At 60.8% G+C, this 15832-nt stretch carries 16 protein-coding genes; 3 read left to right on the forward strand and 13 right to left on the reverse strand.

Annotation, left to right across the window (positions count from 1 at the left end; genetic code table 11):
- The first annotated feature begins 52 nt into the window (after positions 1-52).
- Positions 53-2071 (forward strand): DNA helicase Rep, encoded by a 2019-nt coding sequence (rep, locus tag BM254_RS00685; RefSeq protein ID WP_091997522.1) that lies wholly within the window; start codon positions 53-55, stop codon positions 2069-2071.
- Between the two features lie 47 nt (positions 2072-2118).
- On the opposite strand, the gene BM254_RS00690 is transcribed toward rep, so the two are convergent.
- Positions 2119-2532, reverse strand: a complete 414-nt coding sequence (locus BM254_RS00690; RefSeq protein WP_091997524.1) for a c-type cytochrome — start codon at positions 2530-2532, stop codon at positions 2119-2121.
- 203 nt (positions 2533-2735) lie between these two features.
- On the opposite strand from BM254_RS00690, the gene BM254_RS00695 reads away from it, so the two are divergent.
- Together BM254_RS00695 and BM254_RS00700 are read left to right on the forward strand one after the other, a co-directional pair.
- Positions 2736-3074: a hypothetical protein gene (locus BM254_RS00695; protein ID WP_091997526.1), complete on the forward strand. Its 339-nt coding sequence runs from the start codon at positions 2736-2738 to the stop codon at positions 3072-3074.
- Positions 3075-3084: 10 nt separating this feature from the next.
- Positions 3085-4203, forward strand: coding sequence for a phospholipase A (locus tag BM254_RS00700; protein WP_091997528.1), 1119 nt, complete (start codon positions 3085-3087; stop codon positions 4201-4203).
- A gap of 214 nt (positions 4204-4417) precedes the next feature.
- On the opposite strand, the gene BM254_RS00705 is transcribed toward BM254_RS00700, so the two are convergent.
- The 12 genes from BM254_RS00705 to BM254_RS00760 all read right to left on the reverse strand — a co-directional run bounded on the left by BM254_RS00705 (position 4418) and on the right by BM254_RS00760 (position 15793).
- On the reverse strand, positions 4418-5776 hold the full coding sequence (locus BM254_RS00705) for a phosphohexomutase domain-containing protein (RefSeq protein WP_091997530.1): 1359 nt from the start codon (positions 5774-5776) through the stop codon (positions 4418-4420).
- A 9-nt stretch (positions 5777-5785) separates the two neighbouring features.
- On the reverse strand, positions 5786-6262 hold the full coding sequence (bfr, locus tag BM254_RS00710) for a bacterioferritin (RefSeq protein WP_091997532.1): 477 nt from the start codon (positions 6260-6262) through the stop codon (positions 5786-5788).
- A gap of 89 nt (positions 6263-6351) precedes the next feature.
- Entirely contained in the window at positions 6352-6558 is a 207-nt protein-coding gene (locus BM254_RS00715; RefSeq protein ID WP_091997534.1) for a bacterioferritin-associated ferredoxin, read from the reverse strand.
- Between the two features lie 105 nt (positions 6559-6663).
- A complete protein-coding gene (pepQ, locus tag BM254_RS00720) occupies positions 6664-7950 on the reverse strand; it encodes a Xaa-Pro dipeptidase (protein WP_091997536.1) in 1287 nt (428 codons plus the stop codon).
- Position 7951: 1 nt separating this feature from the next.
- Positions 7952-8857 carry a LysR family transcriptional regulator gene (locus BM254_RS00725; RefSeq protein ID WP_091997538.1) on the reverse strand — a complete coding sequence of 302 codons (906 nt, stop codon included), beginning with the start codon at positions 8855-8857 and terminating at the stop codon, positions 7952-7954.
- 75 nt (positions 8858-8932) lie between these two features.
- Positions 8933-9943, reverse strand: a complete 1011-nt coding sequence (locus BM254_RS00730) for an ABC transporter ATP-binding protein (RefSeq protein ID WP_091997540.1) — start codon at positions 9941-9943, stop codon at positions 8933-8935.
- Positions 9940-10938 carry an ABC transporter ATP-binding protein gene (locus tag BM254_RS00735; RefSeq protein ID WP_091997542.1) on the reverse strand — a complete coding sequence of 333 codons (999 nt, stop codon included), beginning with the start codon at positions 10936-10938 and terminating at the stop codon, positions 9940-9942. The genes BM254_RS00730 and BM254_RS00735 overlap by 4 nt, the downstream gene beginning before the upstream one ends.
- Positions 10939-10942: 4 nt before the next feature.
- Entirely contained in the window at positions 10943-11875 is a 933-nt protein-coding gene (locus BM254_RS00740) for an ABC transporter permease (RefSeq protein ID WP_058339983.1), read from the reverse strand.
- Positions 11872-12921: an ABC transporter permease gene (locus BM254_RS00745; RefSeq protein ID WP_091997544.1), complete on the reverse strand. Its 1050-nt coding sequence runs from the start codon at positions 12919-12921 to the stop codon at positions 11872-11874. Before BM254_RS00745 ends, BM254_RS00740 begins: the two co-directional genes overlap by 4 nt.
- Positions 12922-12998: 77 nt before the next feature.
- Positions 12999-14561, reverse strand: a complete 1563-nt coding sequence (locus BM254_RS00750; RefSeq protein WP_091997546.1) for an ABC transporter substrate-binding protein — start codon at positions 14559-14561, stop codon at positions 12999-13001.
- A gap of 157 nt (positions 14562-14718) precedes the next feature.
- Positions 14719-15444, reverse strand: a complete 726-nt coding sequence (locus BM254_RS00755) for an LrgB family protein (protein ID WP_425434473.1) — start codon at positions 15442-15444, stop codon at positions 14719-14721.
- Complete coding sequence (locus BM254_RS00760) at positions 15434-15793, reverse strand: CidA/LrgA family protein (RefSeq protein ID WP_091997550.1); 360 nt, start codon at positions 15791-15793, stop codon at positions 15434-15436. The genes BM254_RS00755 and BM254_RS00760 overlap by 11 nt, the downstream gene beginning before the upstream one ends.
- Between the last annotated feature and the right edge of the window lie 39 nt (positions 15794-15832).

A 15832-nucleotide genomic window follows, 5' to 3' on the forward strand; every position in this document is an offset into this window, starting at 1 on the left:
GAATAATGACACGCGAATTTCCTGACCCCCGTTCCATTCTGGTCTGTAATCTGTGAACAAGCTCAATCCACGACAAAGTGAAGCCGTCCGTTACGCCGAGGGCCCGCTACTGGTGCTCGCCGGCGCCGGCAGTGGCAAAACCAGCGTGATCACGCGCAAGATCGCCTATCTGATCGAGGAACTCGGCATTCCGGGGCGTCATATTGCCGCGGTGACCTTTACCAACAAGGCCGCCCGGGAAATGAAGGAACGGGTAGGCCGGATCGTGGACCGGGGCAAATCCCGGGGGCTGATCGTGTCCACCTTCCACAATCTTGGCCTGAACATGATCCGGGAAGAGCATCCGCACCTGGGTTACCACCCCGGCTTCTCCATCTTTGATGCCGAGGATGCCAAGGCCCTGCTGCAGGATCTGATGCTGCGCGAAGCCAGTGCCGATGCCGGTGATGAACTCAACGACGTGCAGATGACCATCTCCTCCTGGAAGAACGCCATGCGCGGGCCGGAGGAAGCCTACAGCAAGGCCGCCGATGAACGGGAACAGCGCATCGCCCTGATCTACAAGCGCTACAACGAATACCTGAAAGCCTACAACGCCGTCGACTTTGACGACCTGATCCTGCTGCCAGTGCAGCTGTTCCGCAGCCATCCGGATGTGCTGGCCAAGTGGCGGCGCAAGATCCGCTACATGCTGGTGGACGAGTACCAGGACACCAACGTGTGCCAGTACGAACTGGTCAAGCTGCTGGTGGCCGAGCGCGCGGCCTTCACCGTGGTGGGCGATGACGACCAGTCCATCTATGCCTGGCGCGGGGCCCGGCCGGAAAACCTGGCCCAGCTCAAGGAAGACTTCCCGAGCCTGAAGATCGTCAAACTCGAACAGAACTACCGCTCGACCGGGCGAATCCTGCGCAGCGCCAACACGGTGATTGCCAATAACCCCCACGTGTTCGAGAAAGCCCTGTGGAGTGACCACACCATCGGGGAGGAGCTGCGCATCATCCGCTGCCGAAGCGAGGATGCCGAAGCCGACCGTGTCGCGACCGAGATCATCGACAACAAGCTCAAGCAGGGTCTGGATTTCAAGGACTTCGCCGTGCTGTACCGGGGCAATCACCAGTCCCGGTTGCTTGAGATGAAACTGCAGGCCTACCAGATTCCCTACCGGATCTCCGGTGGCCAGTCGTTCTTCTCCAAAAACGAGATCAAGGACGCCATGTCCTACCTGCGGCTGCTGGTCAACCCGGATGACGACGCCGCCTTCCTGCGGGTGGTCAACGTGCCCCGGCGGGAAATCGGCCCGCGCACCCTGGAGCAGCTGAGCCACTATGCCCGCTCCCGTAATGTCAGCCTGTTCCAGGCCCTGGGGGACATGGGCGCGGAAGCCCACGTGACCGAAAAAGGCCTGGACCGGCTGCGACGCTTTGCCCACTGGGTCGACCGCACCTGCGAGCGCCTGCACTCGGAAGACCCGATCCCGGTGATCAAGCAGCTGTTCACCGACATCGAGTACGAGGAATGGCTGCACCAGCATTCCGGCACGCCCAAGCAGGCGGAGCGGCGCATGGAGAACATCTGGTACCTGGTGGACTCGATCCAGCGCATGCTCGATGACGGCAAGGGCACGGCGGACGAGATCGGCATCGAGGATGCCATCAGCAAGCTGATCTTGCGGGACATGATGGAGCAGCGCGAAGAGGACGACGACAGCGACAAGGTTCAGTTGCTGACCCTGCATGCCTCCAAGGGCCTGGAGTTTCCCCATGTCTTCATCATGGGCCTGGAGGAGGAGATCCTGCCCCACCGCGCCAGCATCGAGGAAGGCAACATCGAGGAGGAACGCCGCCTGATGTACGTGGGTATCACCCGGGCCCGGGAGACCCTCACCCTCACCTACGCGGCCTCCCGCAAACAGTATGGCGAGAAGATCGAAACCATCCCGAGCCGGTTTCTGGATGAGCTGCCCGAGGACGACCTGAAATGGGAAGGCCTTGGAGACCTCGACCGGGAAGCCAACCAGAAAAAAGGCAAAGCCACCCTGAGCGCCCTGCTCGGGGATCTTGGAGTCTGAAAAAAATAGCCCCCTTAACGGGGGCTATTGCGCGGCAATCAGAGAACTTACTGGCTCTGGGAAACCATGTGCTCTACCGCCGCTTCGATTTCTTCATCCGGGCAGTTCGCACAACCACCCTTGGCGGGCATGGCATTGAAACCGTTAATGGCGTGGTCGATCAGTGTCTCCATGCCCTGGTCAATACGCGGGGCCCAGGCACCGGCATCACCAATGACCGGAGCACCGGCGGCACCAGTGGTGTGACAGGCCATACAGACGGCGTCATACACTTCACTGCCGGAACGGGGGCCAGAGCTGGCTGATTCGGTCGGCGCAGCGGCTTCACCACACTCATCGCCTTCCAGGCACACTTCACCGATCGGCTGGATGCGCGCGCGAATTTCATCTTCAACACTAGCCATAACGGCGCCGGCGGTCAGGCCGAAACCGAGCAGAACAACAGCCAGGACTCTCTTCATGTTCACAATGCACCTCGCATTTGAGCGTTATAATCTTTGGTCGCCGCATTATAGCGACTGAACCCCGGCAAAAAAACCAAAGGCCAGAATCATAAATTGATTTCAAGCGGTTTAATTGCGATTTCGTAAGCCATCAGGCACGAATTTGTGAATACAGGTACCATACCGGCAACCCGACCAACACGACTTTCAGGACCCGCTTCATGCAAGACGCAGAAAGCAACCGCCCGCATCCCTGGCGCAAGCCACTGTTGATTCTCGAGTTCTCCGCCCTGGCCGTTCTGCTCGGCTCCATGGCCTGGTTTTCCAGCCAGACCGCCGACGGCAGCAAGATCAGCGCCGGCTGGCTGCTGATCCCGGCCTTTGCCAGTCTGGGCGTGTTTGTGAGTTTTATCGGCCTGATGTACCTGCGCTGGGTTGCGGCGGCAAACGCAGCCAATCGTACCCGCCACAGAATCATTTTCGCCCTGTTGGCGATTACCCTGATCGGGGTCTGGGTGTATGGCATTACCAACACCTGGTTGAGCCTGAACGCAAGCTGAGGAATACCCCATGACGCATCGCCCCTGGCTGCTTAACTCCGGATTGGGTGTTTGTCTTGCCGCCCTGACTGCTCCTGCGGCCTTTGCCCAGCCTACCGCCTCCGAGCCGCCCGAGGATTTGTCCGCCGAGCAATGCGCGCTTATTGAAAACGGGGTTCGCAGGCTCGCCTGTTTCGATCGCGTGTTCGGCGCCGACGATCAGCGCCAGGCTGCCAGCGAGGGTGAGCAGGAGCAGGCCGAGGAAGCCTTGAGCGAGGAGCTGCCTCTGGCGGACGGGGAAGGCCAGGAGGAGTCTGAGCTTCCCGAGGACGACGACAGCGTTATGAATGCACTGCTGGAGCAGTATGTTGCTACGGAAAAGGCGATCTTTTCGTTTTCGGGCAGTTTCGTGGGCCATCGTCCGACCTATATCCTGCCTCTCACCTGGACCGATGACACCAACCCTTTCCCTTCCAGTCCGCGTTTGGGCACCACGGGCTACGACTACGAGCTGCGCAAGGAGGAGGCCAAGTATCAGATCAGCTTCAAGGTACCCCTGCTGACGGGCCTTCTGGAGGATCGCACGACCCTGTGGTTCGGCTACACCCAGCAATCCTTCTGGCAGGTCTATAACCAGGATGAGTCGGCTCCGTTCCGGGAAACCAATTACGAGCCAGAGATTTTTCTGCGCTATCAGACCGACTGGGACCTTGGGCCGGGCACTTTGAATGGCGTGACCATTGGCTTCAGCCACCAGTCCAATGGCCAGTCGGAACCCCGGTCCCGGAGCTGGAACCGGATCGTGGGTCGTGCCGCCTACAGTTACGGGCGCTGGCTGTTCATGGTGCAGCCCTGGTACCGGATTCCGGAAAGCAGCAACGATGACAATGCGGATATCGAGCGGTATCTGGGCCATGCCAATTACCAGGCGGTGTACAAGCTGACGGAGGACCGGACGTTTTCGTTGCGGTTGATGAATAATCTGCGGTCGGATAACCGGACGTCTGTGGAGTTCGGGTACAGTTTTCCGATGGGGGAGACGTTGAAGGGGTTCTTTCAGTATTACAACGGGTATGGGGAGAGTCTGATTGACTATAACCACCGGATTGAGAGGTTCGGGATCGGGATTATGCTGAACGACTGGCTCTGAGTTTTAACTCGGTCCTGGTGGAAGACCCCGGCAGGCAGACTGCGGAGAAGGTTGAGCGGGCGGGATGGGGCGTCAGAAACCCGCTCCTTGCGGCACATCCCTGTGGCGCTTGAGCTCCGCCATCCATGGCTCCGCACAGTTTCTGCCCCCCCATCCCGCCCACTCGCCCCAGAATGCTGGCGCTGGGCCCAGATAGTGCTGTGATCTTCTTTGTTTACCCTTCCTCGTTAAGCCTATCCATTTCCGCCAATAGTTCTTTTGTTTTTTCTTCCATCAACGGGATATTCGCCCTCGATTCCACATTCAGGCGCACCACCGGCTCGGTGTTGGACATCCGGAGGTTGAAGCGCCAGTCGTCGAATTCGATGCTGACGCCGTCCACGTGGCTGACACTTTTGGCGCCAACGCTGTATTTGGCTTCGATCGCGGCGATGACCTTGGGGGGATCGGCGATGGTGCGGTTGATTTCGCCGCTGGCCGGGTAGGCTTCGATTCTGGCATCGATCAGTGAGGACAGGGTCTGGCCGGACTGGCAGAGGCGTTCGGCGACCAGGAGCCAGGGGATCATGCCGCTGTCGCAGTAGGCGAAGTCGCGGAAGTAGTGGTGGGCGCTCATTTCGCCACCATACACGGCGTCCTCGTCGCGCATTCTTTGTTTGATGAAAGCGTGGCCGGTTTTGCTTTCGATGGCTTCGCCGCCGGCGGCTTTGACCAGGTCGAGGGTGTTCCAGGTGAGGCGGGGGTCGTGGATGACTTTGCCGCCGCCGGTTTTGCGCAGGAACTGGTCGGCCAGCAGGCCGACGATGTAGTAGCCCTCGATGAAGCGGCCGTTTTCGTCGAAGAAGAAGCAGCGGTCGTAGTCGCCGTCCCAGGCGATGCCCATGGCGGCGCCCTGTTCGATCACGGCATCGGCCGTGGCGGCGCGGTTTTCCCGGAGGATGGGATTGGGTACGCCGTTGGGGAAGTGGCCATCCGGCTGGTGGTGCACTTTTACGAATTCGAAGGGGAGGTGCTGCTCCAGTTCGTCGATCACCAGACCGGCGCCGCCGTTGCCGGCGTTGCAGACGATGGTCATGGGTTTGAGTGAGGCGGCATCGATGTAGCCAAGCAGGTGGTCGACGTAGGCGCTCATCACTTCCAGGGGCTCGTAACTGCCCTGCTGTGCGGCGTCGGCAAAGGGCTCGAGCACACGGTCGCGAATTTCGTTCAGGCCGTTGTCGGAGCTGATTGGCCGGGATTCGGGGCCGACCATTTTCATGCCGTTGTGGTCTTTTGGGTTGTGGCTGGCGGTGACCATGATGCCGCCGTCCATCTTGTAGTGGCTGGTGGCGAAGTACACCTGCTCGGTGCCGCACAGGCCGATGTCGAACACATCGGCGCCGGCCGCCATCAAGCCGGAGCTGAGAGCTTCGGCGATTTCCGGGCTGGAGAGGCGGATATCGTAGCCGACAATCACTTTCTTCGCGCCGGTCACTTCCACGTAGGCGCGGCCGATTTTCTCGGCGAGTACCGGATTGAGCTGATCCGGCACTCGGCCGCGCAGGTCGTAGGCTTTAAAGCAGGACAGGTCCATTGTCTGGTTTTACTCCGCGGCGGATGACTGAAGCTGGATGTAGTTCTGGATTCCCATCTGGGCAATCATTTCCAGCTGTGTCTCCAGCCAGTCGATGTGCTCCTCTTCACTGTCCAGGATGCTGCGGAACAGTTGCCGGCTGGTGTAGTCCTGGATTTCCTCGCAGTAGGCGATGGCTTCTTTCAGGTCGGTGTGGGCAATCTGCTCGAGTTTGAGGTCGCAGGAGATCATTTCCTCGACGTTCTCACCGATCAGCAGTTTGTTCAGGTCTTGCAGGTTGGGCAGGCCCTCGAGGAACAGGATGCGCTCGATCAGCTGATCGGCGTGCTTCATCTCATCAATGGATTCCTCGTACTCCTTGGCAGCCAGCTTGCTGATGCCCCAATCCTTGTACATGCGGGAATGGAGAAAGTACTGGTTAATGGCGGTCAGCTCGTTGGCGAGGACCTTGTTGAGGTACTGGATGACTTTCTTGTCGCCTTTCATAGCGGGGCTCCATGATGACTTGGTGAATCAGTCTCTTAGGATAGCCCCTTACGCGGCGAGAGAAAAATACAGCGGCGCAAGAATTCCCGTCAGGCGGGCTGGGCGAGCATGTTGGCCAGAGCCAGATAATCCGGCGAGCGGCTCTCGCGAAGGATTTCCCGCGCAGTTGAGGCACAGCGACCACATTGCGTACCGACACCCAGCTCCTTGCCCAGCTGGCGCATGGACGAGACGCCGTTTTCGGCCGCTTCGCGGATTTCCCGGTCAGTTACCCCGTGGCAAAGGCAGACGTACATAGCAATAACTCACCAACGGTTATGAAAGTTAGTGATAATTATTGTTATTAACATCCGAGAATGCAACCCCGTTGTATCAATTTTATGCAACGGAGTGTTTCGGGCTTAACCATCGCGGGTCAGGTTCCGGCTTCCGGTCTCGGTGACCACCACATTGTCTTCGATCCGGATGCCGCCGCAGCCCCGTAACCGATTGATCAGTTCCTGGTTCAGGTGCTGACCCACCTTCCCTTCCAGCAAGGGATCCAGCAACGACGGAATGAAATAGAGACCGGGCTCGATGGTCACCACCATGCCCGGCTCAAGTTGCCGGGTCAGACGCAGGAACGGCGCATCTTCCGGCGGGGGTGTGGGTTTACCGGCCACATCGTGGACCTGCACGCCGAGGAAGTGACCGATGCCATGGGGGAAGAATACCCGGGTGATGCCCTGCTCGATGATCTCGTAGTCCTCCAGACCAGTCACCAGGCCGGTGGCCGAGAGCAAGGCGGCAATGCCCTGGTGGGCCTTGCGGTGAATGTCGATGTAATCCACACCGGGTGCCACCATGTCGCACAGCCGGAGCTGCACTCGCTCGAGCCCATGAACCAGGGCGGCAAAATGGGATTCCCCCGGACCGGCGGTGGTTCGGGTGATGTCGGAACAATAGCCCCGGAACCGGACGCCGGCATCAATCAGCAGGCTGCGGGAATGGCCCGGCGGCTGGGTGTCGTAATACTGGTAGTGCAATGTGCCGGCATGGTCGTTGACGCCGATGATGCTGTGATAGGGCGCGTCCGCTTCCCGCTGCCGGGTGGCCTGCTGGTAGGCCAGGCTGATGCCGAATTCGCTCTCACCGTCGGCAAAGGCGTCCCTGGCCGCCCGGTGGCCGGCCAGGGCCAGGGCGTTGGCGTGGGCCAGGCATTCAATCTCGTAGGGGGTCTTGCGCACCCGGGTTTCATCGAGGGCCCTGAGCAGGTTTTCCGGATTCGGTTCCCCGGGCACGTTATCCAACAGAGCAGGATCGCCGATCACCGCCAGACTGCCCGGATCATCGAGCACCGGCGCCTCGGGCGACTGACTGCTGCGGACCTCGATAAACGTCTGCCAGGGTTCCTCCGCCAACGGCTGGTTGGCATGCCAGAAATCCACCGGCTCGTGCAACCACAGCACCGGTTGATGTCCGGCACGGAGCCACAGCCAACAGTGCTCGCGGCCGGTCAGTCCGGTCCAGTGCAGGAAGGGGCCGTACCCCTGGAAGTGCCAGGCCTGGTCATCCCCATAGCGGTAGGGCGCGGCGCCGGAGGCGATCAGCAGGCTGTCGAATCCCTGGTCCGCCAACGCCGATTCGTAGCGGGCCTGCAGCTCTTTCAGGTGGTCCAGCTGCAATGACAGGAGGGCTTTATCAGGCATGTTAGTCTTCCAGTTGTTTCCAGAGGTTCAAAAGATCGTCCGAGCGGGCATCGCGCAGGCGGATCAGGCGGATTTCCAGGGGTACGTCCCAGCGCTCATCGCCTGCTCGCACCAGGCTGCCGAACTGCTCGCTCTTCTCCGTCATCCGTTGTGGCAACCAGCCCATGCCGAAGCCTTGTTTGACCAGGGCCTTGATACTGGCCGACTGGGTATTCTCGTTCAGGGGCAACAGGTTGGCTGTCAGCTTCCGGCGTACCAGGTGGCCCTCAATCGCCGACTGCAGAAACCCCCGGTTATGGTAGGCAATCAGCGGCACCGGCTGCTCGGGACTTCCGGGCAGCGGGAACCGGGGATGGCCCTGCTCGTCAGCTACGCTGAACGGCACCAGGGCTTCCCGGGCCAGTACCAGCCACTCAAAACTGTCGGCCGTCAGCCGCCCGCCCCAGGGCAGATCCGGGTGCCAGTAACACAGCACCAGATCGCACTCGCCGCTTTCCAGGGCTTCCAGGAATTGCTCACCGACCCAGCTGGTGGCCTTCAGGTTCAGCTGGAGGCGTTCGGCGATTCCCGCGTCCGTCGCCCAGCCCTGGTAAAAATGCGAGAACAGGCCCTGGGTAGAGCCGACACTGATCCTTGCCGACGCCTCGGCTTCCAATGCCGCAATGCGGTCCCTCGTATCCCTGACATCCCGGGTAATGCGCTCGCACAGTTCCCGGAACACCTCTCCGGCCGGCGTCAGCGACAGCGGCAGGGTCTGGCGGTTGATCAGGGTACTGCCCATGGCCTCTTCCAGCAGCTTGATGCGCCGACTGAACGTAGGCTGGCTCACGTGCTGCAATTCGGCAGCACGTGAGAAATGGCGCGTGCGGGCAAGTGCCAGAAAGTCTTCCAGCCAGCGTACTTCCATGGAGTTCCCTGAGGGTATGACGTTGTATCGAAAAGGGTTTAACTGCAGGCATCATAGCCTATCGCAGCGCACCCGTTACAACCGCCTCTCTTCCACGGCGTGGCATGCCACCTGTGTGCCGCCGTCGGTGACGATCAGTTGGGGGACCTCCTGCCGACAGCGTTCGTTGGCATAGGGGCAACGGCCGTGGAACACACAGCCAGAGGGCAGGTTCACCGGCGTCGGCACCTCCCCTTTCAGGCGGATGTGGTTGGGCCGGTCATCCTCCAGCTTGGGAATGGCAGACAGCAATGCCTGGGTGTACGGGTGCCGGGGTGTGGCAAACAGGTTTTTGGTGTCCGCCAGTTCGCACACCCGGCCGAGATACATCACCGCAACCCGGGTGCCGAAATGCTCCACCACTGCCAGGTCGTGGGTGATGAACAGGTAGGTCAGCCCTCGGCTTTCCTGGGCGTCCATCAGCAGGTTCAGCACCTGGGCCTGAATGGACACGTCCAGGGCGGAGATCGGCTCATCCGCCACGATGAACTCCGGGTCCACCGCCAGCGCCCGGGCAATCGCGATACGCTGGCGCTGACCGCCGGAGAACTCGTGGCCGAACCGGCTGCCCCAGTCCGGATCGATGCCCACCGAGTGCATGACCTCGTGGATCTTGTCCCGCACCTGAGTCGGGGACCAGTCCGGATGGTGGAAGCGGATCGGTTCTTCCAGGGTCTGCTGGATGGTCATGCGCGGGTTCAGGGACGCATAGGGGTTCTGGAAGATCATCTGCATCTTGCGCCGATAAAGCAGTGCAGCCTTCCCATCCAGATTGTCGATGCGCTGACCGCCGTAATGGATCTCGCCGGCGCTGGGGGAAAGCAGCCCCATCACCGTGCGGGCCACGGTGGACTTGCCACAGCCGGATTCGCCCACCACGCACAGGGCCTCGCCCTTCTGCACTTCCAGATCGACGCCATTGATGGCATGCACGGCTTCCTGTTTCCGGCGGAAGCGGCCGCCCTCAAAGGTAATCTGCTCCAGCAGGCTGCCGGACAGATCAAAGCGTTTCTCCAGGGCGCGAATACTTACCAGGGGGGAGGTCATGATTCGGCCTCCTGCATGCGTTTCTCCTGCTCAATCAGGTTGGCGACTTCGTAACAGGCCACAGCCACATTGCCCGAGCGCACATACTCCGGCATGGCCTGCTTGCACTGCTCGGTGGCGAAGTTACAACGGGGGTGGAACGGGCAACCGCTGGGCACATTCTTCAAGGACGGCATGGAGCCCGGTATCTGGAACAGCCGCGCACCCGGTTCCCCCATCTGGGGCAGCGCGTTGATCAGCCCCTGGGTGTAGGGGTGCTGGGCATCGTTGATGATTTCCCGGGTCGGCCCCTGCTCGATGATGCGGCCGGAGTACATGACCAGCATCCGCTGGGTCACCTGGGAGACCACACCCAGATCGTGGGTAATCAGCATCAGCGCCACATTTTCCTGCTCGCACAGGTTCAGCAGCAGGTCCATGATCTCCGCCTGGATGGTCACATCAAGGGCGGTGGTGGGCTCATCGGCAATGATGATCTCCGGGTCCAGCAGCAGGGCAATGGCAATGATCACCCGCTGGCGCATGCCACCGGACAGCTCATGGGGATACTGGTCCAGGCGCTTCTCCGGCGACGGAATCTGCACCTTCTGCAGCCGGTCCAGGGCAATCGCCCTCGCCTCTTTCTTGCTGATGTTACGGTGGGCCAGGATGGCCTCCACCATCTGGGTACCGATAGTGAGCACCGGGTTGAGGGTCATCATCGGATCCTGGAAGATCATGGCGATACGGTTGCCACGGATCTTGCGCAACTCGCGCTCGCTCATGGCCGCCAGATCTTTGCCTTCGAACAGGATCTGCCCGCCGGCAATGTAACCCGGCTGGGCAATCAGGTTGAGAATCGAAAAGGCCGCCACAGATTTACCGGCACCAGATTCCCCGACCAGACCCAGCCGCTCGCCCTTGTCCAGGCTGAAGCTGATGCCCCGCAGGGCGGTCAGGTCACCGCCACGCACCGCGAAGCGGACATCCAGATTCTTTACTTCCAACAGTGCCATGGTGTTACCCCTTGTACAGCCGTGGGTTCATTACATCCCGCAACCAGTCACCCAACAGATTGATGACCAGCACGAGCACCACCAGCACCAGGCCCGGGATCAGGGTGATCCACCAGGAACCGCTCTGGATGTAGTCGAAGCCGGACTTGATCAGCGAGCCCAGCGACGGCTGGGTTTCCGGCATGCCGAGACCGAGGAACGACAGCGCCGCCTCGGAAATGATGGCGTTGGCGATCTGCACCGTGGCAATGACGAAAATCGGCGACAGGGTATTGGGCAGGATGTGCCGGAACATGATCCGACGGGTGCCGAAGCCCATCACTTTGGCGGCGTCGACGTACTCCTTCTTTTTCTCCGCCAGCACCGAAGCGCGGACGGTCCGGGCAATCTGGGGCCACTCGGCGACACCGATGATGAAAATCAGCATGTAGATGGCGATCTCACCGAACATCAGGTTGCCGAAGCTGGCCTTGAACACGGCACCGACAATGATCGCCACCATCAGGGTGGAGAACGACAGCTGCACGTCGGCGATGCGCATCAGGATGGCATCCACCTTGCCGCCCAGGTAGCCGGCCAGCAGGCCGAACAGGATGCCCAGGAACGCCTGCAGAATCACGGCGCCAAAGCCGATCATCAGGGATACCCGGGTGCCATAGAGGATGGTCGATAGCAGATCCCGGCCCTGGGCGTCGGTGCCCAGGGGGAATGCCGGATCAGCACCGCTCATGCCCACCGGGGGCAGCTCGGAGTTCATGATGTTGATCTGCGCCAGATCGTAGGGATCGGCGGGCGCCAGCAGCGGCGCAAACACCGCCGCCAGCACCATCAGCAGCAGCACGGCAAAGCTGACAATGGCCACCTTGTCGCGCTTGAAGCTGTACCAGAAGAAGGACTCGCGGAAGCGGTCCCAGCGGGAAACCGTTGCCGTTGTCATGCTTTCTTTCCTGTCAGTTTGACGGTGGGATTCACCAGTCCGTAGATCAGATCCACCAGAGTATTGGTCACCACGAAGATCAGGCCCACCACCATCAGGTAAGCCACGATCAGCGGGATGTCACTGCGGGTGATGGCTTCGAGGAACATCAGGCCCACGCCCGGCCACTGGAACACGGTCTCGGTGAGGATGGTATAGGCCACCATGATGCCGATCTGCACACCGCCGACAGTAATCACCGGCAGCATGGTGTTCTTGAGCGCGTGCAGGAAGTTGATGCGACCGGCGCTCAGGCCCTTGGCCCGGGCGTAGCGGATGTAGTCGCTCTGCAGCACCTCCATCATCTCCGCCCGGATCAGGCGGATGAACAGCGGCAGCATGATCGAGGCCAGGGACACCGACGGCAGGACCAGATGCATCAGCCCGGTACCGGTGAAGAAACCGGACTCCCAGGTGCCGAACAGGTGCGTCAGTTCGTCGCCTCGCCCATAGGACGGCAGGCCGCCCTCGGTGGTAAAGAAGTCATTCAGCCACTGCCCCCAACCGGTATCCGACGGGAACCAGTTCACCGTCACCCCGATGGAGAACAGCTGGATCAGCACGATGGCCGTCAGGAACACCGGGATGGAGATGCCCACGGTACTGACGCCCATGAAGAATTTGGACAGCCAGGCCTGGGGGCGGATCGCGGCGTAGACGCCGATCGGCACCGACAGAAACACGATGATCAGGCTGGCACCGATCACCAGTTCCAGGGTCGCGGGCAGATGCTCGGCGATCACCTCCAGGGTCGGCTTGCTGTAGAAGTAGGAGTTGCCCAGATCGCCCTGCAACGCATTACCGGCAAACCGCAGGTACTGGACCACCATCGGGTCGTTCAACCCGAGCTCCTCGCGAATGGCCTCCCGCTCCTCCTCTGAGACGGACATGCCCACCATTTCCTGAAGCGGGTCCCCGAGGCCATCCTGAATGGCAAAGGCGATCACACTGATCACAAACATGACCAGAAACGCCTGGGAAATCCGCTGAACCAAAAACGCTAACATGGAAATTTTCCGGATAAGGCTTGCAAACAAAAGGCCGGCACCGGATCACTCCAGTGCCGGCCTGCCATTAAAGGCAATTACTCCACAACCAGGTCACCCAGGTACGGGAAGTTCATGACGTTGAGCACCGGCTCAATGTTCACGTTCTTCTTCGAGGCCCAGGCCAGGTCCTGCCAGTGCAGCGGTACGAAGGCGGCATCGTCATACAGACGCTGCTCCACTTCCTGCAGCATGGCGGCGCGCTTGTCCAGGTCGGTCTCGACGTTGGCTTCCTGCACCAGGGCGTCGATTTCCGGGTTGCAGTAGTTGCCCGCGTTGTACTGGCCGGAACCGCTGTCGGCATCCGGGCAGAAGGTCAGGAACTCGTAGAAGTTGGCAGAGTCCTCGGTATCCGCGTGCCAGCCGATCATCATCATGTCAGCGGCGCGGTTGTCGTATTCCGGCCAGTACTGCGCCTTCGGAAGGGTCTTCAGGTCCACCTTGATGTTGATGCGGGCCAGCATCGCAGCCACCGCCTGCGCAATCTTGTCGTCGTTCACGTAACGGTTGTTCGGCGCCATCATGGTGATGGTAAAGCCATCCTCGTAACCAGCCTCTTTCATCAGCTGCTGGGCCTTGGCCACATCGAAACGCGGCGTGAGGGACTCGTTATGGCCCTGGTAGCCGGCCGGAGACATCTGGGCCGCCGGGGTGGCGAAGCCCTTCATGATCTTGGCGGCAATGCCTTCCTGGTTGATGGCATAGGCAATGGCCTGGCGAACCTTCGGATTCTTGAAGGCCTCCACCCGCTCCTGGTTCATGTGGAACAGGATGATCCGGGTACCGCTCATGGTCACCAGGTTGGCGTTCTTGTCATTGCGAATCCGCTCCAGATCATTGGGCGGCACCGGGGCGATGAAGTCGACGCCACCGGACAGCAAGGCGGACACCCGGGTGTTGTTCTCCTTGATCGGGGTCAGCACGATCTTGCCGACGTTGCCCGGAGACTGGGTATCCCAGTAATCGTCAAACCGCTCAAACTCGACCCGCACGCCCTGCTTGCGCTCGGTCACGGTGTAGGGCCCGGTACCGGACAGGTTCCCGGAGGCGAAAGAGTTGCCGTGCTTGGTAATGACGCTCTTGTCCTTGCCGTCCTCGGTCTGGCCACTGTAGAACTCGCTGTCCAGCGGGAAGATGTAGGTGGCCGTGTTCAGCAGCAGCGGGTAGGGCTCGCTGGTCACCAGCTCGAAGGTGTAGTCATCGATCACGTTGATGCCGCTGAAGGGCTTGAAGATGGCCTTGAAATCCTGGCTCTGCTTCAGGCGATCGAAGGTGAACTTCACATCGGCGGTGGTCAACTCATTGCCGGAGTGGAACTTCACGCCTTCGCGCAGCTTGAAGCGCATGGTGTTCTCATCAACGCGCTCCCAGCTTTCGGCCAGGCGCGGCTCGAAGCCCAGGTCGCTGGTCCAGCGCAGCAGCGGATCAAAGGTCATGTGGGACAGCTGCAGGATGCCACCTGAGAGCTGCTCGTGGATATCGAGGGTCACGGGGTCGGCGTCGTACGCCATTTTCAGTTCCTTGGTCGCCTCGGCGGACAGGGCTACCGGTGCCGCTGCCAGGGCCATGGAACCGACAAATGCTGCAATCAGTTTTTTCATCGCGTTTTCCGTCGCTGTTTTAGGAATTTTCACGGAACATCGGCGCAAAATGGCGCCGATTGCCTGGGCAACAAGCTAGTCTCGGAAAACCCGTACGGCAATCGAAATTGCGACATGGGGTTATTCGCCAGGTGAATGACCTGATGTGGGGCAGGATTCAGAGATGGAACACCAACGGCAGGATCATGGCGGTAAACACCCCGGTCAGACCCATGCCCAGGGACGCAAACGCTCCGGCGGTATGGCTGATCTCAAATGCCCGGGCGGTGCCGATGGCATGACCGTTCAGGCCCAGGGCAAAGCCCAGGATTCTCTCATCCTTTACCGGCAACAGGCGCGCGAGCAGGTCAACGAAGAGGGTTGCCACCACACCGGTGATCAGCAGGCCGCCCATCATCAGGGGCACCGAGCCACCCAGTTGTTCGGTGATGCCGATGGCAATCGGCGCCGTCACCGACTTGGGCGCCAGCGACGCCAGCACCTCCGGGGTGGCCCCCAGTGCCCAGGCAATCACCAGGGCGTAGACCGCCGCCAGGGTCGCGGCAATGGGCAGGGTCACCACAATCGGGCGCCACATGGCACGGATATGGTGCATCTGCTGGTACAGGGGAATGCCGAGAGCGACTGTGGCTGGGCCCAGAAGCACGGTCAGCCAGCGCGCGCCCTGTTGGTAGGCCTGGTAATCCAGCGCCAGGACGGCAATCACCCCGGACAGCAGGCAGGCGGACAACAACACCGGCGGCAGCCACAACGGCCGGCCAATGCGGGCAAACAGCCAGTTACCGGCAAAGAAGGCCCCGAGGGTCAGGCCGATGGCGAGAATCGGCGTGGCCGCGAGGGTATCCGCCAGCACCCCGAGGCGGGTAAACAGTTCACTCACGATGCTGCTCTCCCCTCGCCGTCACCAGCTTCATCAATAACAGGGTGGTGAGCACACTCAGGAAGGTACCGACCAGTAGCGCTGCGGCGACCGCCAGCCACTGGCCCGAGAACTGATCGGCAGTGAAGAACACCCCGACCACCCCGGGCATGATCAGCAGCACCAGCACTGAAATCAGCCCCTGACTGGCGGATGCCAGATCATCACTGACACTGCCCTTCACCATCAGCGTAAAGGTAATCACCACCATCCCGAGCACACCGCCACTGACCGGCAGGGCGAGCAGCATCCGCATGGACTCGCCCAGGATAAAAAACAGCACCAATACCAGAAAACCACGCAACATCGTCATGCGTTCACGCTCAGCCGGGAAGGAATGCATTACACTATC

Origin of the sequence: Marinobacter pelagius, from assembly GCF_900114925.1 — a bacterium.
Classification (GTDB): domain Bacteria; phylum Pseudomonadota; class Gammaproteobacteria; order Pseudomonadales; family Oleiphilaceae; genus Marinobacter; species Marinobacter pelagius.